This window comes from Rhodococcus sp. RCBS9 (genome assembly GCF_029457415.1).
GTDB classification, from domain to species: Bacteria; Actinomycetota; Actinomycetes; order Mycobacteriales; family Mycobacteriaceae; genus Rhodococcus_F; species Rhodococcus_F qingshengii.
Genome location: NZ_CP120422.1, coordinates 3,555,573 through 3,576,329, shown reverse-complemented (window position 1 = coordinate 3,576,329; position 20,757 = coordinate 3,555,573). Strand labels below are relative to the sequence as shown.

The following is a 20,757-nucleotide window of genomic DNA, read 5'->3' as shown; positions in this document are numbered from 1 at the left end:
TCAAAGTAGAACGTGTTACCGTTTCTGGCAAGACCCAATTTGAGAGCCAGCTCACAGACCCGCCAGGAGCCATCAGTGTCCACTTCGACGACCGAAAAATCAGACATTTCGGAAACCGCGCCGCATTGCCTCGTGGAGAAGCGTGGCCACGTTCTCATCGTGACCATGAATCGCCCCGAGCGTAAGAACGCCATCACCGGCGAGATGATGGCGATCATGGTCGACGCCTGGGATCAGGTCGACAACGACCCCGAAATTCGTGTCGCCATCCTCACCGGTGCGGGCGGCGACTTCTGCGCCGGCGCCGACCTCAAGAACATGTCCGCCAAGCCGCCGGGAGATTCCTTCGCGGGCGGTGGCGTCGACATGTCCAAGATCGAAGGCCTCCTCAAGGGCCGTCGGTTGACCAAGCCACTGATCGCCGCCGTCGAGGGTGCAGCTATCGCCGGCGGAACCGAAATCCTGCAGGGCACCGACATCCGCGTCGCGGGTGAGAGCGCCAAGTTCGGCGTCTCCGAAGCCAAGTGGGGGCTCTTCCCGCTCGGCGGTTCCGCAGTGCGTCTGGTGCGACAGATTCCGTACACGATCGCGGCGGACATCCTGCTCACAGGTCGTCACATCAAGGCTCCGGAGGCCAAGGAGATCGGGCTCATCGGCCACGTGGTCCCGGACGGCCAGGCCCTCGACAAGGCGCTGGAGCTCGCGGACCTGATCAGTGCCAACGGCCCCCTCGCCGTGCAGGCGATTCTCAAGACCATCCGCGACACCGAGGGCATGCACGAGGAAGAGGCCTTCCAGATCGACGCACAGCTGGGCATGAAGGTGTTCATGAGCGCCGACGCCAAGGAGGGCCCGCGGGCTTTCGGTGAGAAGCGGGCGCCCCAGTTCAAGGGTGTCTGACCCACCCCTGTCTGAGCCACCCCCGTCTGACCGACCCCCGCCTGAGCCCCCTTTCCCGTCCGCTCTCGGTCCCACCCACCCCCTTTTCGAGCGAACGTACCTTTCGGCGCCTTCAGTGCGCCGAAAGGCACTTTCGCTCAGCCGGTTTCGTCCAATTTCACCCATCTCGACCTCGCGAACACCTGCGGCCGGGGACGTGACTGCGCCAATCTGTAGTGCGCACGCAGGTCCTCGATCACGCGATCAGGGTCCGTTCGCAGTGCACTGGGCACCGTCGGCAACACGATGATTCCCGCATTCTGCATACGCGTCCGACGCTCCACCGTGCGCTTGTAGTCCGTCGGCGCGGCATGCCATTCCAAGGAGTCGATGTCCCACGCGAAGGCAACCGAATCGATCCATCCGTCCGGAACTGCGATGAAGTCCCCGTTGGCATCCCGGATCTCATGGTTGAACAACATTTCCGGCAGCCCGCTCCGCTGCCACAATTTTCGCGCGTGAACCTCCGGAACCGAGTGGACGTTCGCGTTCACTTCGCGCAACACGACCCGAGGTAGCGCGGAACCCCGACTGCTACCCGCTTCGAGTTCCTTCGCAAGTTCGCGCACCGAGACATCGCCGCGCTGAACAGCCTCAGCGATGAGTGCCCGTGTGGGATCGAGCGCCTTGTACCGCCTCGCAGCGTCGAGTAACGCTCGCGGCAGCGGAGCACAGCGCAGACCGTTCCGAATCTCCGGCTCGGGCAGTCGAACAGTGCGCTCCACCGTGACGAACCCAACCGATTGAACTCGACGGTCGATGGGGATGAGCACCTGCACATCCCCCGAGTGCGTTCGATATCCGTACTCCGACATGGCTGATCGCCCCGTCAGCAGGGAATCGTCACCGCTCAACATGAGCGCAGCGATCGAGCGTTGACGTGGCGTCGGTTGACCGTTTCTGAGCAGAATGACCCCCGGCAATATGCGCTGCCACGGTCCACCTACCCGACACCGGGTGTGCACTGCGGAGTTGGACACGCCCAATCGCGCCAACTCCGCCGTTCGGATCACTCCGCTTCGACTGACGCGGTAAATCGCGTCCAGATCATCGCCCCACGTTCCTCGCCGCATGGTTGCAGCATGACTCGAGCATCAGCGCGGGCCCCGGCGGCGAACTGGGGTTTCGGTGCGCCTGTGGATAACTTTGGGCGAGCGAAAGGTACGTTCAGCGCCTCAGATGCGCTGAACGTGCCGTTCGCTCGAAAAAAGGGGGGTACCGCTCGAAAATGGGGGTGCCCCGCTCAACCACCCACCGCGGCCGCGAGCTCTCGCACATGGTCGGCGTCGCGGCAGGTCACCAGCAGCATCGTGACTCCGGCTTCCTCCCAACGCTTCACGTCTGCGCGCACCTCGTCGACGTTGCCGATGATCATGGTCTCGGTGACCATCTCGTCGGGGACGACGGCAGCAGCTTCGTCCTTGCGGCCCGACATGAAGAGGCGACCGATCTCGTCGACCTCCTTCTCGTAGCCCATCCGCTTGTAGACCTGCGCGTGAAAGTTCAACTCCGGGGCGCCCATTCCGCCCACGTAGAGGGCGGTCATCGGCTTGAGAGCAGCGATGGCAGCGGCGCGATCGTCAGTCACGATGACCTGGCACGTGGCGGCCACCTCGAAGTCTTCGCGACTACGACGGGCCCCGGCGCGCGCGAACCCTTCGTCGAGCCACTTGTTGTACATCGGGGCCAGGCGCGGGGTGTAGTAGATCGCCAGCCAGCCGTCGGCGATTTCACCGGCGAGCGCGACGTTCTTCGGCCCTTCGGCGCCGAGCCAGATCGGGATGTCCGCACGCAGCGGGTGCGTAATGGGCTTGAGCGGCTTGCCAAGTCCCGAACTACCCGGTCCCGCATACGGCAGAGGGTAGTGGGGACCGGGGCTGGTGACGGGCGCTTCACGGGCGAGGACCTGGCGCACGATCGAGACGTATTCGCGGGTGCGCGCGAGCGGCTTCTCGAACGGCTGGCCGTACCAACCTTCGACGACCTGCGGTCCGGATACGCCGAGCCCGAGGATCGTTCGCCCACCGTTGAGGTGATCGAGAGTGAGCGCGTGCATGGCACAGCTGGTCGGTGTTCGCGCCGAAATCTGTACGACGGAGGTGCCGAGACGGACGTTCTCGGTGCGCGATCCCCACCAGGCGAGCGGGGTGAAAGCGTCCGAGCCCCACGACTCCGCCGCGAAGACCGCGTCGAATCCCGCGCCTTCCGCGGCCTCGATCAGTTCCGGGGCGTTTGCCGGCGGCTGTGCGCCCCAGTATCCGAGTTGCAACCCAAGCTTCATCGCAGGCCTCCACATTGCCGGTGATCAGAAGTGACTCTTGCCACAATCTCTAGAACCTGTTCTACTCGATCTTGTGACCATCGGAAAGAGCGGGGTGGCCGACAAGCCCCTGAGCGCACCATTGAATCTCCATTTCGACTACACCAGATCGACGGGACCGACCATCGGCGCGTTCGTGACTGCCCTGCGTGATCGCAAGGTGATCGGCGCACGCGGGTCGAACGGTCGTGTCTTCGTGCCGCCACCGGAATTCGATCCGGACACGGCCGAACCACTGACCGACTTCGTCGGAGTCTCCGACGGCGGAACGGTCGTGAGTTGGACGTGGATGCCCGAACCCATCGAGGGTCAACCACTGACGAAGCCTTTCGCGTGGGCCCTGATCAAGCTCGACGGCGCGGACACGTCCATGCTCCACGCAGTCGACGTCGACTCCCCCGACGACATCAGCACCGGCCTGCGGGTCCGTGCTCGCTGGGCGTCGGAGCGGATCGGGCAGATCAAGGACATCGAGTGCTTCGAACCAGGTGAGAGCGAAAATGGAATCGCGACAGTCGATTCCACCGCCGATCCTGTCACCATGATCACGACGCCTGTCGACCTGCACTTCATGCATTCCGCTTCGGCCGAGGAGAGTTTCTACCTCCGCGGTCTCGCAGAAGGCAAGCTCATCGGTGGTCGCAGCGGACCCGAAGACAAGATCTACATCCCACCGCGCGGCGCCAATCCCACCAACGGGAAGCCGACGAGCGAGCAGATCGAACTGCCGGACAAGGGAATTGTCACCACCTTCTGCATCGTCAACGTCCCGTTCCTCGGGCAGCGAATCAAACCGCCCTACGTGGCCGCCTACGTGCTTCTCGACGGGGCCGACATTCCGTTCCTGCACTTGATTCTCGAATGTGATGCCGCGGACGTACGGATGGGCATGCGCGTCGAAGCCAAGTGGAAGCCTCGCGAAGAGTGGGGTTACACCCTCGAGAACATCGAATACTTCCGGCCGACAGGTGAACCCGACGCCGAGTACTCCACCTTCCAACACCACCTGTGAGGCTCCTGAAATGACTTCTGCAGACATCGCAGTCGTGGGCTTTGCTCAGGCACCCCACGTCCGCGAAACCAACGGCACCACCAACGGCGTCGAGATGCTCGTCCCGTGCTTCCAGCAGCTCTACAGCGATCTGGGAATCACCAAGTCAGACATCGGCTTCTGGTGCTCCGGATCTTCCGACTACCTGGCCGGACGAGCGTTCTCCTTCATCTCGGCCATCGACTCCATCGGAGCGGTCCCGCCGATCAACGAATCTCACGTCGAGATGGACGCTGCGTGGGCCTTCTACGAAGCGTGGATCAAGATCTTGACCGGTGAGGTCGAGACCGCGCTGGTGTACGGATTCGGCAAGTCCTCCGCCGGGCACCTGCGCAAGATCCTGTCCATGCAGCTCGATCCGTACCTCGTCACTCCGCTGTGGCCGGACTCCGTCTCGATCGCCGGACTTCAAGCCCGACTCGGACTCGACGCGGGTAAGTGGACGCACGAGGACATGGCGGAGGTTGCCGCTCGTAGCCGTCGTCACGCGCTGAGCAATCCGAAGGCTCAGCTCGCAGGCGAGGTCGACATCGAGGCCCTTCTCGCCAGCCCCTTCCTCGCAGATCCGTTGCGCGCACACGATTGTGCGCCCATCACCGACGGCGCGGCAGCAATCGTCCTGGCCTCGGGTAACCGCGCCCGCGATCTCTGCGAGCGGCCGGCGTGGATCACCGGACTCGAGCATCGCATCGACTCCCCCAACCTGGGTGCACGTGACCTGACCACCTCACCGTCCACTACGTCCGCAGCCAAGGCGGCAACGGGCGGCGAGGTCGGCAACATCGACGTCGCCGAACTGCACGCACCGTTCACTCACCAGGAATTGATCTTGAAGGAAGCGATCGGCCTGACCGACGCCACCACGATCAATCCGTCCGGCGGTCCGCTCAGCGGCAACCCACTGTTCGCCGGTGGTCTGGAACGAATCGGCCACGCCGCCAAGGCAATCTTCGACGGCCAGGCGAATCGCGCTCTGGCCCATGCAACAAGCGGCCCTGTGCTGCAGCAGAACCTGGTAGCAGTCTTGGAGGGACGGAACTGATGGCCGGAACGCCTCAACTCGCGGCCGTGCTCGGCACCGGCCAAACTCACTACGTCGCAAAGCGTCACGATGTCTCGATGGCGGGCTTGGTTCGTGAAGCCATCGACGCCGCGATGCTCGACGCCAACGTCGGCTGGGACGACATCGACGCCGTCGTCATCGGAAAGGCCCCCGACCTGTTCGAGGGTTCGATGATGCCCGAACTCGCCATGTCGGATGCTCTGGGCGCAAACGGAAAGCCGTTGCTGCGTGTTCACACTGCCGGATCGGTGGGCGGTTCGACGGCTATCGTCGCCTCCAGCCTGGTCAAATCCGGTGTCCACAAGCGGGTTCTGACGGTTTCCTGGGAGAAGCAGTCCGAGTCGAACGCCATGTGGGCGCTGTCCGTACCGGTTCCGTTCAACATGCCCGTCGGCGCCGGTGCCGGTGGATACTTCGCGCCGCACGTCCGTTCGTACATTCGTCGATCGGGCGCACCGGAGCACATCGGCTACCTCGTCGCTGTGAAGGATCGACTCAACGGCAGCCTCAATCCGTATGCGCACTTGCGGCAGCCGGACATCACTCTCGAATCGGTACAGGCATCTCAGATGCTTTGGGATCCGATCCGCTACGACGAGACCTGCCCGTCCTCGGATGGCGCGTGCGCTCTTGTGATCGGCAACGAGGAAGCGGCCGCACAGGTCGAGGCCGAGGGTCGTTCGGTCGCGTGGATCCACGCGACGGCGATGCGCACCGAGCCGACCTTCTATGCCGGACGCGATCAGGTCAATCCGCAGGCCGGCCGTGACGCTGCAGCAGCACTGTGGAAGTCAGCGGGAATCACCGATCCGCTCAACGAGATCGACTGCGCCGAAATCTATGTCCCGTTCTCGTGGTTCGAGCCGATGTGGCTCGAGAACCTCGGCTTCGCGGAGGAAGGCCAGGGCTGGAAGCTCACCGAGGCGGGTGAAACCGCGATCGGCGGCAAGCTCCCGGTCAATGCCTCGGGCGGTGTTCTCTCCTCCAACCCGATCGGCGCCTCGGGCATGATCCGTTTTGCCGAGTCGGCGATGCAGGTCATGCACCGCGCCGGCGATCACCAGGTAGCCGATGCTCGCAAGGCTCTCGGCCATGCCTACGGCGGTGGCTCGCAGTACTTCTCGATGTGGGTCGTCGGCTCCGAACGTCCCACCACGTAAGCAGCAGCACACACGCCGATCAGGAAGAGGCCGAAGATGAAGTACACCGTCGGGGTTGCCATGAACCCCTTGGACCAGTTAGCCGGTATCGCCAAAACTGCCGAGGAATGCGGCTTTTCGTCGATCGCTCTCCCCGATTCACTGTTCTTCATGGAAACGCAGGCGGCGGATTACCCGTACACCCCGGACGGGTCTCGGATGTGGAATGCCGAGACCCCCTGGGTCGATCCGCTCATCGCCGCGGCTGCAATGGGCGCGGTGACCGAGAAGATCGAGTTCTACACCCAGGTGCTCAAGCTGGGTAGCCGCAATCCCGTCCTGCTCGCGCGGCAGGTCGGTTCCGTGGCCGCATTGACGAACAACCGTTTCGGCTTCGGCGTCGGAATCGGTTGGGCTCCGGAAGAGTTCGAGTGGTGCGGCGCTCCGTACAAGCGTCGGGGCGCACGTGTGGACGAGATGATCGACGTCCTCAAACTGATCCTCGGCGGCGGCATGGTCGAGTATCACGGTGAGTTCTTCGATTTCGATCGCCTGCAGATGAGCCCGGCCCCCACCAAGCCGGTTCCGTTCTACGTCGGCGGCCACACCGAGGTCGCACTCAAGCGTGCTGCGCGAGTCGGCGACGGTTGGACCTCGGCGATGATCAAGTTCGACGACCTGGTGGGTGTGATCGCACGACTACGCGAACTGCGCGCCGAGTACGGCCGCGAGAACGAGCCATTCGAAATCCAGACGGTGTGCATCGACCGTTTCGGCAAGGACGGTTACGCAGAGCTCGAAGATGCCGGCGTCACGGACATCATCACCGTGCCTTGGGTTTTCGACGGAATCGGATTCGATGCCCCGCTGGAGGCAAAGCAGGATTCGATGCGCAAATTCGCCGAGCAGTACATCAACTGAGGAGCCGCGATGACCGACGAACACCCCGCCCGCGTCGCGGGTAACGCTTCGCGCGCCGCAGCGAGTGGCAAGAACAAGGAAGCCTGGCTGGACCTCTTCGCCGAGGACGGTTGGGTGGAAGATCCGGTCGGGCCTTCGGGCTTCGATCCCGAAGGCAAAGGCCATCACGGGCGCGAAGCGATCTCCAAGTTCTACGACATGACGATCGCGAACGCGGACAAGCTCGAATTTCTGATCGACGATTCCCTGGTGTGCGGCAACGAGAACGTCAACATCGGCAAGATCCGAACCACCATCGGCGGCTCGATCATCGACGCTGAGGGCGTGTTCGTCTACCGGGTGAACGACGACGGCAAGATCGCGTCGCTTCGAGCATTCTGGGAAGTGGACCGTGCGATGAAGACGGCACGCAAAGCCTGAGAACCCACAGTACGAGCGCGGCCCCGGTCATCGACCGGGGCCGCGCTCGTCGTATTCGAATCAGCCTGTCGTACTTGCACCGAGAACCTCGAAATGGTTTCCTGGTTCCCAACGTCGCGTGTCGATGACGGACTGCGTCAGGCATGGAGGCGTCGTACCGCAAGGGGTCACTCATGACCATTTCGTTCAATCACACCATCATCGCCGCAAAAGACCGACAAGAGTCTGCGTGGTTCTTCACTCACATGTTCGGTCTTCCAGGCCCAGTCGAAGCCGGCTACTTTCTCGGCGTTGAACTCGAGCACGGCGTGACGTTGGACTTCGCACAGGTGGAAGAAGGCGCCGAGGTTGCGTCTCAGCACTATGCCTTCCTCGTCTCCGAGGATGACTTCGACGGCATCTACCAGCGGATACAGGCGTTGAAACTGGATCACTGGGCCGATCCGCGCCAGTCGAGTACCGGCTTCAACACCAACGACGGTGGGCGTGGGGTCTACTTCCTCGACCCGTCGGGACATTTCCTGGAAGCCATCACCAAACCGTACGGCGGCTGAATTGGAGATTGAACTACAAACGGCGGCGCCTACGGGAGATGAGGGATCCCGCAGACGCCGCCGCAGTTCCAGGTTGCCAACAAGTGGCTTCCCGGAACGTCTACTGTAGTTCTGCGTGTTCGAGAGTGCAGAGGCAACTCCCGAAAACCTACACAGAACCTACTCGCCGGTTACCAGGTCAGTATATGTCCGGATCAGTGTTTGACCGGGCAGCCCGATGTCTTGTAATCAACCTGAAACTCTTTGATGCCGTTGAGCCAGCCCGAGCGAAGGCGTCGGGGATCCCCGAGCCTGGTGATGTCGGGTAGGTGATCGGCGATCGCATTGAAGATCAGATCGATTTCCAGACGGGCCAAGTTGGCGCCGATGCAGTAGTGCGCACCGGTGCCGCCGAATCCGAGGTGCGGATTGGGGTCACGCATGATGTCGAACTTCGTCGGGTTCTCGAAGACGTCCTCGTCGAAGTTGGCCGACGCGTACATCATCACGACGCGATCGCCCTTCTTTATCTTCTGTCCGCCGAGTTCGGTGTCTTCGAGCGCGGTGCGCTGGAAGGAAGTCACCGGGGTCGCCCAACGAACGATCTCGTCGGCCGCCGTCTTGGGGCGTTCCTTCTTGTACAGCTCCCACTGGTCGGGATTGTCGAGGAAGGCAACCATGCCGTGTGTGATGGCATTGCGAGTGGTCTCGTTACCCGCGACCGCAAGCAGGATCACGAAGAAGCCGAATTCCTCTGGGGAGAGCTCATTTCCGTCGATGTCAGCTTCGATGAGCTTGGTGACGATGTCATCGGCGGGACACTTCTTGCGCTGATCCGCCATCTGGTACGCGTATCCCAGAATCTCCATCGACGCTGCCTGCGGGTCGATGTCGAACTCGGGATCGTCGTACGACGTCATCTGGTTGGACCAGTCGAAGAGCTTCATTCGATCTTCCTGCGGCACACCGAGAAGCTCGGCGATTGCCTGCAGCGGAAGTTCGGACGCGACCTGAACCACGAAGTCACCGGCACCGCCGGCAGCCGCGGTCGTGACGATCTTTTCGGCACGCTCGGTCAGTTCCTCGCGCAGGCTGTTGATGGCGCGCGGGGTGAATCCACGAGATACCAGCTTGCGCAGCTTGGTGTGCTCCGGAGCGTCCTTGTTGATGAGAATGAATCGCTGCATCTCGACGTTCTCACGCGGGATGTCGTCGGCGAAGCGAGGAATCGCAGTGTTCTCGTGGGTCGAGAAGATGTCGCTTCGCTGCGAAACTTCCTTGACCTCTTCATGACGGGTGACCACCCAGAAGCCCTCGTCCTGGAATCCACCGATTTCCGGGGGCTGCGGATTCCACCACACGGGGGCCGTCTTCCGGAGTTCGGCGAACTCCTCGAACGGCATGCGTTCCGCGTAGATGTCGGGGTCCGTGAAGTCGATTCCCTCGGGGAATGCGGGCTGTGCCACTGATGTCTCCTGCCCTAAGCCTTTTCATCACAGGGGTGATGGGGATCCGTGATGTGTAACACGTTCTACTCTCATTGAAACACAAGCCTGCTTACTAGGAAAGGAAACGTCGGCAGGTCTTGCTTCCCGCAGAGAACCTGTTCTACTTTTTCATTACAAGGAAAGGAGCCCGCTGTGGGCACACCAGTAATCGTCGAGGCTGTCCGTACACCGATCGGCAAGCGCGGAGGTTGGCTCGCCGGTCTGCACGCCGCCGAGATCCTCGGAGCTGCACAAAAGGGAGTTCTCGACCGGTCGGGAATCGACCCGTTGCTGATCGAGCAGGTGATCGGCGGCTGCGTCACCCAGGCCGGCGCTCAGTCCAACAACATCACGCGCACGGCCTGGCTGCACGCCGGACTTCCGTGGCAGACCGGCGCAACCACCGTGGACTGCCAGTGCGGTTCGGCCCAGCAGGCGAACCATCTGATCGCCGGTCTGATCGCCACCGGCGCCATCGACGCCGGTATCGCCTGCGGCATCGAAGCCATGAGCCAGGTTCCCCTCGGCGCCAACGTCGGCGATCAGGCCGGACCGCGCCGACCCGCGACGTGGGACATCGACATGCCCAACCAATTCGAAGCTGCAGAACGCATCGCGCGTCGACGCGGACTGACCCGCGACGACATCGAAGCCCTCGGCGTCCGCTCGCAGGCGCTGGCCAAGCAGGCTTGGGAGGAAGGACGTTTCGACCGCGAGGTTCTCGAACTCTCGGCACCCCAGGTCGACAAGGAAGGAAACCTCACGGGCGAGACCAAGGTCGTCAATCGCGATCAGGGCCTGCGCGATACGACGGCGGAGTCCCTTGCCCGACTGAAGCCCGTCCTCGAAGGCGGGATTCACACGGCCGGAACGTCTTCCCAGATCTCCGACGGCGCGGCCGCAGTCCTGCTCATGGACGAGGACAAGGCTCGCGCGCTCGGATTGAAGCCGCGAGCCCGCATCATCGCCCAGGCGCTGGTCGGCTCGGAACCGGAATTCCACCTCGACGGACCGGTGCAGGCAACCAGCCGTGTCCTGGAGAAGAGCGGAATGAAGATCGGCGACCTCGATCTGTTCGAGATCAACGAAGCATTCGCATCCGTCGCACTGTCCTGGGCTCAGGTTCACGAACCTGACTTCGACAACGTCAATGTCAACGGCGGCGCGCTCGCTCTCGGCCATCCGGTCGGCAGCACGGGATCTCGCCTGATCACCACCGCACTGCACGAACTCGAGCGTCGCAACGGCTCGACGGCTCTGATCACGATGTGCGCCGGCGGCGCACTGGCCACCGGAACCATCATCGAGCGTATCTGAGATGACTACTCCCCCAGCCAAACCCAAGGGACTCGACGCTCCGGCGACGGTCAAGATCATCAAGTGGATGTCGAAGGCGAACGTCGCGATGTATCGCGCCACCGACGGGCGGCTGGGTAGCAAGTGGCGGGTCGGCAGCGCGTTCCCTCGCGGGCTGCCGATCTGCCTGCTGACCACCACCGGTCGCAAATCCGGCGAGGAGCGGATCAGCCCGCTGCTATTCCTCGAGGACGGCGAGAACGTGATTCTGGTGGCGTCGCAAGGCGGTCTTCCGAAGAACCCGATGTGGTACCTCAACATCAAGGCAGACCCGGTGGTGACGGTGCAGATCAAGTCTCGGATCCGCTCGATGAAAGCCCGCGTCGCGGCCGAGGACGAGCGCGCTCGGCTGTGGCCGATGTTGAGGGCGATGTATCCGGATTTCGACAACTATCAGGCCTGGACCGACCGGGTCATTCCCGTCATCGTGTGCGAGCCACTGAAGAGTTAAACGAACTGTTTACAACAAAACGTTTACATTGACCCGGGTTCGTGCCACCCTGGGTTCATGACCGATGACCAGTTCAGACCGATCGATTCCGGCCGCGAACGCGCACATCGCGAGTACGCCGGACTCTTTCGAATCAGCGAGCGCCACGGCGCGACCCCAAGCCAGCGCGCGCGGCAATCTCATCCGGAGATGCTCGAGCCCTACGGCGCGGTGCGCGTCGTGGCTCGTCTTGCGGGCGGAACCGACATACCTGAGCCGAACGAACCCGAGGTCGACGATGCCGACGTCATGGCTGCGTTGACTCTGATCCCCAAGGCCCGAGCCGAAATGGAACAGCTGGAAGCACTGTTCCTCGGGATTGCCCGCGAACGGGGCATGACCTGGCAGGACATCGCTTTCGGGCTGGGACTCGGAAGCACTCAAGCCGCCCGCCAGCGCTACGAACGGCTCGTTCGCCGCACCGGAGGCTGAACGCGTGCCATAACCGGCGAGTTGGAGCACTATTGACTCGTACGGTCCGCACGGCGTTTCGACAGAGCCTCGAACACAGCAAGGAGTCGCATATATGACGACGCATATTCAAGATCAAATCCTGGACCGACGCGAGATCACCTCAGCCCTCGTGCGTGCGCTGGAGCGTCGCCACGAGGTGCTGGACGCAGTGGTCGACAGCAAGGACCACCAGGAGGCACTGACCACCGTCGCGGAACTCCTCGGCACGTCGGAAGCAAATGCCGAAGCAGTTCTGAGCCTCAAGTTCAGCGCACTGACCAAGGCAGCGCGCGATCGCATCCAGGGCGAGCTGGAGAATCTCGACGCCACTCTCGAATGGACGACGCTCGATCGTCCCGCGAGCAGCGGGCAGAACTTCACCCTGCGTCCGTTCAGCGACAGCGCAGACGACAAGGCACTGTTCACGATTCGCTCGGCCGAGCAGCTCGGCGAAGACGGCAAGCCGTGGAGCGAGGATCGGATCGAAGCCGAGCGCGTCGGCGGTCTCGGTCGGATCGACGACGAGAGCGCTGCCTGGTTCGTCGCCGAGGACGTTTCCGGCGACGGCCCGAAGAGCGTCGGCCTGGTATTCGGCGAACTCGACGGCCAAGAGGTGAACGTGGCGATCTGGATCGCGCCGGAATCTCGCAAGAAAGGCTACGGCACCGCCTGCGTGAAGCATTCGCGGCGCGAACTCGCAGCTGAGTTCCCCGGCACCGTGTTGGTGGTTCGGGCGCCCGCGTAGGCGGCACGCCGCCTGTGAGTGGTTGAGGAGTCCCTGCACTCCTTAACCACTCACGGGGCCGGAGGCCCTACGCCCCGTACACCGGCGTCGGAATCTCCGCCTTCTCCAACAGCGTTGCCACGACGGGCCCGATCTCCTTCGGGTCCCAGCGATCTCCCTTGTCCTCGCTCGGGCCGTGACGCCAGCCCTCCGCGACGGTGATCTTTCCGCCCTCTACCTCGAACACCCTGCCCGTGACGTCCTTGGACTCGGCGCTACCGAGCCAGACGACCAGCGGCGAGATGTTCTCGGGAGCCATGGCGTCGAAGCCCTCTTCCGGAGCTGCCATCGCTTCTGCCATCGCCCCGCCCGCGCCGACAGTCATGCGTGTGCGCGCAGCAGGCGCGATCGCGTTGACACTGACTCCGTAATTCTTGAGCTCGGCGGCGGCCTGGATGGTCATCTCGGCGATGCCGGCCTTGGCCGCGGCGTAGTTGCCCTGGCCGATCGAACCCTGCAGTCCTGCACCCGAACTGGTGTTGATGATGCGTGCGTCGACGGTCTTGCCTGCCTTGGCCTCGGCGCGCCAGTAGGCAGCTGCGTGACGGAGCGGCGCGAAGTGCCCCTTGAGGTGCACGCGGATCACCGCGTCCCACTCGCCCTCGCTCATACCGACCAGCATGCGGTCCCGCAGGAAGCCTGCGTTGTTCACGAGTACGTCCAGGCCACCGAAGGTGTCGATCGCGGTCTTGATCAGATTCTCGGCGCCCGCCCAGTCGGCGACGTCGTCTCCGTTGACCACTGCTTGGCCACCGGCGGCGATGATCTCCGCGACAACCTGCTCGGCCGGACTCTCACCGGTCGCGGAACCGTCGGCACCCGCACCGATGTCGTTGACGACGACCTTGGCGCCCTCGGCAGCAAATGCCAATGCATGCGCACGTCCGATACCGCGGCCAGCCCCGGTGATGATGACTACGCGTCCGTCGACCAATCCACTCATATTTGTCTCCTAATGCACTCTGCTCGGGCTTGTCGGCTCCGCTTGTGTGCTAACTTACCAAGCAATCGCTTGGTTTGGTACACAGACGTAAGGAATCCCGATATGGGCATCAGCACCTCCTCCGACGGAACCGGCATCACCACGGTCACCATCGACTACGCGCCGGTCAATGCAATCCCGTCCAAGGGATGGTTCGAGCTTGCCGACGCCATCCTCGACGCGGGCAAGGACCTCAACACTCACGTAGTGATCCTGCGAGCCGAGGGACGCGGATTCAACGCCGGCGTCGACATCAAGGAGATGCAGGCCACCGAGGGATTCGACGCGCTGGTCGCCGCCAACCGCGGTTGCGCCGCGGCCTTCGCTGCCGTCTACGACTGTGCTGTACCCGTCGTAGTGGCCGTCAACGGATTCTGTGTCGGCGGCGGCATCGGACTCGTCGGCAACGCGGACGTGATCGTCGCTTCCGACGACGCGATCTTCTCCCTCCCCGAGGTCGACCGCGGCGCACTCGGCGCTGCCACACACCTCTCGAGGCTGGTGCCACAGCACATGATGCGCACGCTCTACTACACCGCACAGAGCGTCGACGCGCACACACTCAAGCAGTTCGGCAGCGTCTACGACGTGGTCCCGCGCGAGAAGCTCGACGAGTGCGCTCGCGAGATCGCCGCGAAGATCGCTGCCAAGGACACCCGCATCATCCGGTGCGCCAAGGAAGCCATCAACGGCATCGACCCGGTGGACGTCAAGGGCAGCTACCGCCTCGAGCAGGGCTACACCTTCGAACTCAACCTCCTCGGCGTGTCCGACGAACACCGCGACGAGTTCGTCGCGACCGGCAAGCCGCGCGAGAATGCAACCCAGAAGGAAGGCTGAGACAAACATGGCTAGCAAGCGTGACAAGACGAAGTCGCTCGACGAGGTAGTAGGCGAACTCCGCAGCGGAATGACGATCGGCTTGGGCGGCTGGGGATCTCGCCGCAAGCCGATGGCCTTCGTGCGTGCGATTCTGCGTTCGGACATCAAGGACCTGACCGTGGTCACCTACGGCGGACCGGATCTCGGACTGCTGTGCTCGGCCGGCAAGGTCAAGAAGGCGTACTACGGTTTCGTGTCCCTCGACTCCGCGCCGTTCTACGACCCGTGGTTTGCCAAGGCACGCACCGCCGGTGAGATCGAAGTCCGCGAGATGGACGAGGGCATGGTCAAGTGCGGCCTCGAAGCAGCTGCCGCTCGCCTTCCCTTCCTCCCGATCCGCGCCGGCCTGGGTTCGGACGTCCGCAACTTCTGGGGCGACGAACTCAAGACCGTCACCTCCCCGTACCCCGAGGCCGACGGCCGCTCCGAGACCTTGATCGCGATGCCCGCGCTCAACCTCGATGCGTCGTTCGTTCATCTCAATCTCGGTGACAAGCACGGCAATGCCGCGTACAACGGCGTCGACCCGTACTTCGACGACCTGTACTGCATGGCGGCCGAAAAGCGTTACGTCTCCGTCGAACGCATCGTCGAGACCGAGGAACTGGTCAAATCCGTTCCACTGCAGAACCTTCTGCTCAACCGCATGATGGTCGACGCCGTCGTCGAGGCACCCAATGGTGCGCACTTCACGTTGGCCGGCGAAAGCTACGGCCGCGACGAGAAGTTCCAGCGTCACTACGCCGAGTCCGCCAAGACCCCCGAGTCGTGGCAGGCGTTCGTCGACACCTTCCTCTCCGGCAGCGAAGAGGACTACCAAGCCGCAGTAAAGAAGTTTGCCGATTCATCAAAGGCAGGGGAGCAGGCAAAATGAGCGAATCCACCGTCACCCGCGCAGAGTACGTTGTTCTCGCTTGCGCTGAAATCTTCTCCGGTGCAGGCGAAATCATGGCCAGCCCGATGTCGACGTCGTCCACCATCGGCGCTCGCCTGGCTCGACTCACCACCGAGCCCGACCTGCTGATCACCGATGGTGAAGCCCTCATTCTCGAGGACACTCCGGCCGTCGGAACGAAGGGTCCCGTCGAAGGATGGATGCCTTTCCGCAAGGTGTTCGACGTCGTCGCTTCCGGCCGCCGTCACGTAGTCATGGGCGCCAATCAGCTCGATCGCCACGGCAACCAGAACCTCTCCGCCTTCGGCCCGCTTCAGCAGCCGACGCGTCAGATGTTCGGTGTGCGCGGCGCCCCGGGTAACACCATCAACCACGCGACGAGCTACTTCGTCCCCAAGCACTCCAAGCGAGTGTTCGTCGACAAGGTCGACGTGGTGTGCGGTGTCGGCTACGACCAGATCGATCCCGAGAACCCGGCTTACAAGTACCTGAACATCCCCCGCGTCGTCACCAACCTCGGTGTCTTCGACTTCGGCGGACCAGGAAACACCCTCCGCGCGTTGAGCCTTCACCCCGGCGTCACCGCCGAAGAGGTAGCCGAGAACACCTCGTTCGAGGTTGCCGGACTCGCCGAGGCCGGTATCACCCGTGACCCCACCGCCGAAGAACTTCACCTCATCCGCGAAACCCTCGATCCGCGCAACCTCCGGGACCGTGAGGTCTCGGCATGACCCCCACCCTGAAGACCGCGCTGACCGAACTGGTCGGTGTCGAGTACCCGATCGTGCAGACGGGTATGGGCTGGGTTTCCGGTCCCGCCCTCACGTCGGCAACGGCTAACGCCGGTGGTCTCGGCATCCTGGCTTCGGCCACGATGACGTACGACGAGCTCGAGCACGCGATCAAGAAGACGAAGCAGCTCACGGACAAGCCGTTCGGCGTCAACATGCGTGCCGACGCCACTGACGCCCCGCAACGCGCGGATCTGCTGATCCGTGAAGGCGTCAAGGTCGCGTCGTTTGCGTTGGCTCCCAAGAAGGAACTGATCGCCAAGCTCAAGGACCACGGCATCGTCGTCGTGCCCTCGATCGGTGCCGCGAAGCACGCGGTCAAGGTTGCATCCTGGGGCGCGGACGCCGTCATCGTCCAGGGCGGCGAAGGTGGTGGCCATACCGGCGGTGTGGCCACGACATTGCTTCTCCCCTCGGTTCTCGACGCGGTCGATATTCCGGTCATCGCCGGTGGCGGATTCTTCGACGGCCGCGGGCTGGCTGCCGCACTGGCGTACGGCGCTGCCGGTGTCGCGATGGGAACGCGATTCCTTCTCACCAGCGACTCTTCGGTGCCCGATTCCGTCAAACAGGAGTATCTCAAGCGCGGACTGACGGATACGACTGTCTCCCGCAAGGTCGACGGCATGCCTCATCGTGTGCTCAACACCGACCTGGTCAACAGCCTCGAAGGTTCCAGCTATGCAACCGGTTTGATCGCCGCGGCCAAGAATGCCACGAAGTTCAAGGCCATGACGGGCATGAAGTGGTCGACCCTCGCCAAGGACGGTCTCGCGATGAAGCGGTCGGGTGACCGCACGCTGATGCAGATCATCATGGCAGCCAACACACCGATGTTGCTCAAGGCCGGACTGGTCGAGGGCAACACGGAAGCCGGTGTTCTTGCTTCGGGTCAGGTTGTCGGCATGATCAACGATCTGCCCAGCTGCAAGGAACTGATCGAAAGCATCGTGGAAGGTGCCGCGGGGCGTATCGACGCGCTTGCGGCTCTTCGCTGACACAGCTCTATCCGAGTGCGTCTCCCCCACTGCGCTTTACGCGTAGTGGGGGGAGGCGCACTCTTTGCGTTTGTCGGACTATCCCGTCTTCTCCTGCTCGAACCCGTCGATCATTCCGAAATACTGCGAGATCGCTGCTGCCGCCATCTGTACGGGAGCGGCGTTCCTCTTGTCTATCGTGCCGCGAATCAAGGGCCCACAAATCGAGAGACCTACTGGCATGTGGTCGAGCACCCCGATTCGCGCGCCGATACAGCCCATCCCGGAATTGCAGATTCCGAACGCAACTGCGTGTTGGCGAACGTCATTGGCGTTGTGCGACGATGCCACCGATCTGTTGCCGGCGCTCAACAGTGACTTCCCGATGGTCGACGCTTGCGCTGGGATACGTGAGCCGACGCGAGTCTGAAGGTCGGGGACCATCAGGCTCCCGATCTTCTGGATGTAGCGCACATGGTTTCCTTCCAACACCCCGAGGTGCACGGCGTGTCCAGTCACGAAATGCAATTGCTGAAGTAGGGGCGTAACCACTCGATCCACTTTGTTTCGATACAGCGAGAGCGCGCCCAGATCTCCTAGCTTGTCGCCTATCTCGTACTCGAGTCCTTCGCGGCGTAGCCAGTTCATCCTCACGAGTTTCAGTAGCATCCGGTGCACGGACGATCGCGGAATCCCGGTTCGGCGCGCGACCTCCCCCAATGTCAGCCGAGGCGCGTCACGAAAGCAGTCCACCACCACCGACAGTCTGTCGAGAGTTGACATGGGGATGGACTCTTCGGTGATCGGTCCGACCAACATCGATGTCTCCGTTCCGGTGGCCCGCCGCTTCGGCAGCCAACATTCGTTCCGCCCATCTGAGCTTCCGTGGACACACGACGCCAGTACGTTTCCCACGCAGCGGGAGATGCATCTGCATGGGCTCTCACCAGCACCTATACCGATGATCGGTCATGTTCGTTGAGCCCGAATCCATCCCTCGTCACAGTGATGACCGGAGCCCATCAGATCATGCGGCGCCGAGCAGAACGCTTCAAAATCAGGAGGACACATGAATGCTTCATCCCCGTCGACAGGCGTGATCATCACCGGCGGCGCATCCGGAATCGGATTGGCCTCCGCCCGCGCGCTCGCGGCGATCCGACGACCAGTCGCTCTCTGGGATATCGACGAGGCAAAAGCGGTCGATCAGGCAGCAGTGATCTCCTCCGAATTCGGCATCGACGCCATCGGAGTGGGAATCGATCTCACGAGAGCGGACGACTACGCGGCCGCATTGGCCACAACCCGTTCCTCACTTCCCTCCATCGGCGGACTTGTTCACTCCGCCGGGGTCGTCGATATCGGATCCCTCGAAGGAGTGACGCTCGACGTGTGGGAGACGGGTATCAACACCCATCTACGTCCGCTCATCCTGTTGGTTCAACAGTTGATGCCTGATTTCACGGCCAATCCCGGTTCGGCAATAGTCGGAATCGCTTCGATCAACGCAACTTTGGGCAATGCAATCAACCCTGTCTACTCCGCTGCAAAGGGTGGGATGTTGTCGATGGTCCGATCGCTGGCGGACCGACTGGGCCCGGACGGCATTCGGATCAACTGCGTCTCTCCCGGACAGATTCTGACCCCTCTGCTTCAGCCGACCGTAGACGCATTGGGTGACGGGGCATTCGAACGACGCATCCTCCTCGGCAGGCTCGGTCGCCCGGAGGAAATCGCACACGCTGTCCGCTTCCTGCTGTCCGACGAAGCAAGTTACATCACCGCAACGGAATTGGTTGTCGACGGCGGCAACATCTCGTCGCAGCGTATGTGACTTGCCCAGAGATTTACCCCCCTTCGACTGTCGTACAACGTCGCTCGGTCCAGCCCACCGGGTGCACTCACGAAAGGAAGAACATGACAATTGCGGATGTCAATGAATCGGAAGAGGTTCGCATCATCGACCAGGGAGAACCTCCCACTCGATTTGCCCGCGGATGGCACTGCCTCGGCCTCGCCAAGGACTACAGCGACGGGAACCCGCATTCCGTCGAAGCTTTCGGTACCAAACTGGTCGTCTTCTCCGACTCGCATGGCGAACTGAAGATCCTCGACGCGTACTGCCGTCACATGGGCGGCGACCTGAGTCAGGGCACGGTCAAGGGCGATTCGATCGCGTGCCCCTTCCACGACTGGAGGTGGGGAGGCAACGGTAAGTGCACCGCGATTCCCTATGCTCGACGTGTCCCCCCGCTTGCCAAGACCCGCGCTTGGACTGCGCTCGAACAAGACGGGCTGCTCTTCGTCTGGCACGACCCCGAAGGCAATCCGCCTCCTGCCGAAGTCGCCATACCGATCATCAAGTCTGCGGAGCACGAGTGGACCGATTGGGTCTGGAAGTCGATAGTCATCGATACGAACTGCCGAGAAATCGTCGACAACGTCGTTGACATGGCGCACTTCTTCTACGTGCACTTCTCGTTCCCCACCTATTTCAAGAACGTCTTCGAAGGACACGTCGCCATCCAGGAGCAGAGCGGCATCAACCGCGACGACATCGTGACCTGGACCGACCCCGACGTACCGAAGTTGGTGTCGAATCTTTCGACAGCGGCCTACCACGGACCGTCGTTCATGATCGACGACTTGCGCTACGTCTACGAGAACTTCACGACCGATTCGGTGCTGATCAACTGCCACTACCCGGTGAGCCCGAACAAATTCGTACTCATGTACGGCATTACCGTCCAGAAGTCCGCAGAGATGCCCGCCGAGTTCGCCGATCAACTTGTCGACGCGATGATCGGATACATCGGTGTCGGGTTCGAGCAGGACATCGAGATCTGGAAGAACAAGACCCGCATCGACAATCCGCTGCTCTGCACCGAGGACGGTCCGGTATACCAACTGAGGCGGTGGTATGAACAGTTCTACGTGGACGTCGCCGACGTCACGCCCGAGATGGTCGACCGTTTCGAATTCGAGATGGACACAAGCAAACCCATCGAAGTGTGGAAGCAGGAAGTCGCTGCCAACATCGCACGCAGGGCCGCCGCAGGAGTAGGGCAATGACCATGGAACCGCTGGACTGCGAGCGGTGCGGAACATACGTCCTCGTGGAGAAGAACAGCTGGCATCACACGTCGACCCAGTGGCGATCAGATTCGCGCACGGCATGTTTGGAGTACCGCGACGATGCTGAACCGCCGAGAATTCGATCCGGAAGTTGTTCCGCATTGAGAAATTCCATCAGCAGGGCCGCAATCGACGGGCG

At 62.5% G+C, this 20,757-nt stretch carries 22 protein-coding genes; 17 read left to right on the top strand and 5 right to left on the bottom strand.

Annotated features, from left to right (window positions below; all coding sequences use genetic code 11):
- The first annotated feature begins 75 nt into the window (after window positions 1-75).
- A complete protein-coding gene (locus tag P0M12_RS16870) occupies window positions 76-900 on the top strand; it encodes a crotonase/enoyl-CoA hydratase family protein (RefSeq protein WP_007734275.1) in 825 nt (274 codons plus the stop codon).
- 137 nt (window positions 901-1,037) lie between these two features.
- On the opposite strand, the gene P0M12_RS16865 is transcribed toward P0M12_RS16870, so the two are convergent.
- Window positions 1,038-2,012: a hypothetical protein gene (locus P0M12_RS16865; protein WP_042920440.1), complete on the bottom strand. Its 975-nt coding sequence runs from the start codon at window positions 2,010-2,012 to the stop codon at window positions 1,038-1,040.
- Window positions 2,013-2,182: 170 nt separating this feature from the next.
- Window positions 2,183-3,220, bottom strand: a complete 1,038-nt coding sequence (locus tag P0M12_RS16860) for an LLM class F420-dependent oxidoreductase (protein WP_019746980.1) — start codon at window positions 3,218-3,220, stop codon at window positions 2,183-2,185.
- A gap of 73 nt (window positions 3,221-3,293) precedes the next feature.
- Between P0M12_RS16860 and P0M12_RS16855 the strand changes: the two genes are divergently transcribed.
- The 6 genes from P0M12_RS16855 (at window position 3,294) to P0M12_RS16830 (ending at window position 8,407) form a co-directional block, all read left to right on the top strand.
- Window positions 3,294-4,271, top strand: a complete 978-nt coding sequence (locus P0M12_RS16855; RefSeq protein WP_021342921.1) for an OB-fold nucleic acid binding domain-containing protein — start codon at window positions 3,294-3,296, stop codon at window positions 4,269-4,271.
- Between the two features lie 10 nt (window positions 4,272-4,281).
- Window positions 4,282-5,352 carry a thiolase domain-containing protein gene (locus P0M12_RS16850; RefSeq protein WP_007734273.1) on the top strand — a complete coding sequence of 357 codons (1,071 nt, stop codon included), beginning with the start codon at window positions 4,282-4,284 and terminating at the stop codon, window positions 5,350-5,352.
- Window positions 5,352-6,533, top strand: a complete 1,182-nt coding sequence (locus tag P0M12_RS16845) for a thiolase domain-containing protein (RefSeq protein WP_007734272.1) — start codon at window positions 5,352-5,354, stop codon at window positions 6,531-6,533. Before P0M12_RS16850 ends, P0M12_RS16845 begins: the two co-directional genes overlap by 1 nt.
- A 36-nt stretch (window positions 6,534-6,569) precedes the next feature.
- Window positions 6,570-7,433, top strand: coding sequence for a TIGR03619 family F420-dependent LLM class oxidoreductase (locus tag P0M12_RS16840; protein ID WP_019746978.1), 864 nt, complete (start codon window positions 6,570-6,572; stop codon window positions 7,431-7,433).
- A gap of 9 nt (window positions 7,434-7,442) precedes the next feature.
- Entirely contained in the window at window positions 7,443-7,853 is a 411-nt protein-coding gene (locus tag P0M12_RS16835; protein WP_007734269.1) for a nuclear transport factor 2 family protein, read from the top strand.
- 173 nt (window positions 7,854-8,026) lie between these two features.
- A complete protein-coding gene (locus P0M12_RS16830; RefSeq protein WP_020906296.1) occupies window positions 8,027-8,407 on the top strand; it encodes a VOC family protein in 381 nt (126 codons plus the stop codon).
- Between the two features lie 194 nt (window positions 8,408-8,601).
- On the opposite strand, the gene P0M12_RS16825 is transcribed toward P0M12_RS16830, so the two are convergent.
- Window positions 8,602-9,852, bottom strand: a complete 1,251-nt coding sequence (locus tag P0M12_RS16825) for a cytochrome P450 (RefSeq protein WP_007734267.1) — start codon at window positions 9,850-9,852, stop codon at window positions 8,602-8,604.
- 174 nt (window positions 9,853-10,026) lie between these two features.
- Between P0M12_RS16825 and P0M12_RS16820 the strand changes: the two genes are divergently transcribed.
- From P0M12_RS16820 to P0M12_RS16805, 4 genes are all read left to right on the top strand, one after another.
- A complete protein-coding gene (locus P0M12_RS16820; protein WP_058227631.1) occupies window positions 10,027-11,190 on the top strand; it encodes a steroid 3-ketoacyl-CoA thiolase in 1,164 nt (387 codons plus the stop codon).
- Between the two features lies 1 nt (window position 11,191).
- Window positions 11,192-11,680, top strand: a complete 489-nt coding sequence (locus P0M12_RS16815) for a nitroreductase family deazaflavin-dependent oxidoreductase (RefSeq protein WP_050655745.1) — start codon at window positions 11,192-11,194, stop codon at window positions 11,678-11,680.
- 57 nt (window positions 11,681-11,737) lie between these two features.
- Window positions 11,738-12,151: a hypothetical protein gene (locus P0M12_RS16810; protein ID WP_042449485.1), complete on the top strand. Its 414-nt coding sequence runs from the start codon at window positions 11,738-11,740 to the stop codon at window positions 12,149-12,151.
- 94 nt (window positions 12,152-12,245) lie between these two features.
- A complete protein-coding gene (locus P0M12_RS16805) occupies window positions 12,246-12,917 on the top strand; it encodes a hypothetical protein (RefSeq protein ID WP_050655744.1) in 672 nt (223 codons plus the stop codon).
- A gap of 67 nt (window positions 12,918-12,984) precedes the next feature.
- Here the strand turns inward: P0M12_RS16805 and P0M12_RS16800 are convergent, their stop codons facing one another.
- Window positions 12,985-13,899 (bottom strand): SDR family oxidoreductase, encoded by a 915-nt coding sequence (locus tag P0M12_RS16800; protein ID WP_003945561.1) that lies wholly within the window; start codon window positions 13,897-13,899, stop codon window positions 12,985-12,987.
- Window positions 13,900-14,001: 102 nt separating this feature from the next.
- On the opposite strand from P0M12_RS16800, the gene echA20 reads away from it, so the two are divergent.
- From echA20 to P0M12_RS16780, 4 genes are read left to right on the top strand one after another with little or no spacing between them, the layout of a single operon-like run.
- Window positions 14,002-14,778: a (7aS)-7a-methyl-1,5-dioxo-2,3,5,6,7,7a-hexahydro-1H-indene-carboxyl-CoA hydrolase gene (gene echA20 / locus P0M12_RS16795; RefSeq protein ID WP_003945611.1), complete on the top strand. Its 777-nt coding sequence runs from the start codon at window positions 14,002-14,004 to the stop codon at window positions 14,776-14,778.
- Window positions 14,779-14,785: 7 nt separating this feature from the next.
- On the top strand, window positions 14,786-15,694 hold the full coding sequence (gene ipdA / locus P0M12_RS16790) for a cholesterol ring-cleaving hydrolase subunit IpdA (protein WP_003945662.1): 909 nt from the start codon (window positions 14,786-14,788) through the stop codon (window positions 15,692-15,694).
- Window positions 15,691-16,446: a CoA-transferase gene (locus P0M12_RS16785; protein WP_277376588.1), complete on the top strand. Its 756-nt coding sequence runs from the start codon at window positions 15,691-15,693 to the stop codon at window positions 16,444-16,446. Before ipdA ends, P0M12_RS16785 begins: the two co-directional genes overlap by 4 nt.
- Window positions 16,443-17,504 carry a nitronate monooxygenase gene (locus P0M12_RS16780; protein ID WP_261257516.1) on the top strand — a complete coding sequence of 354 codons (1,062 nt, stop codon included), beginning with the start codon at window positions 16,443-16,445 and terminating at the stop codon, window positions 17,502-17,504. Before P0M12_RS16785 ends, P0M12_RS16780 begins: the two co-directional genes overlap by 4 nt.
- Window positions 17,505-17,582: 78 nt before the next feature.
- Here P0M12_RS16780 and P0M12_RS16775 read toward each other — a convergent pair whose 3' ends face one another.
- Complete coding sequence (locus tag P0M12_RS16775) at window positions 17,583-18,302, bottom strand: helix-turn-helix domain-containing protein (protein ID WP_042449480.1); 720 nt, start codon at window positions 18,300-18,302, stop codon at window positions 17,583-17,585.
- Window positions 18,303-18,552: 250 nt separating this feature from the next.
- Here P0M12_RS16775 and P0M12_RS16770 point away from each other — a divergent pair, with 250 nt between their 5' ends.
- Together P0M12_RS16770 and P0M12_RS16765 are read left to right on the top strand one after the other, a co-directional pair.
- Complete coding sequence (locus tag P0M12_RS16770) at window positions 18,553-19,317, top strand: SDR family oxidoreductase (protein ID WP_007734247.1); 765 nt, start codon at window positions 18,553-18,555, stop codon at window positions 19,315-19,317.
- Window positions 19,318-19,400: 83 nt separating this feature from the next.
- Window positions 19,401-20,555: a 3-ketosteroid-9-alpha-hydroxylase subunit A gene (locus P0M12_RS16765; RefSeq protein ID WP_261257511.1), complete on the top strand. Its 1,155-nt coding sequence runs from the start codon at window positions 19,401-19,403 to the stop codon at window positions 20,553-20,555.
- Window positions 20,556-20,757 lie beyond the last annotated feature (202 nt).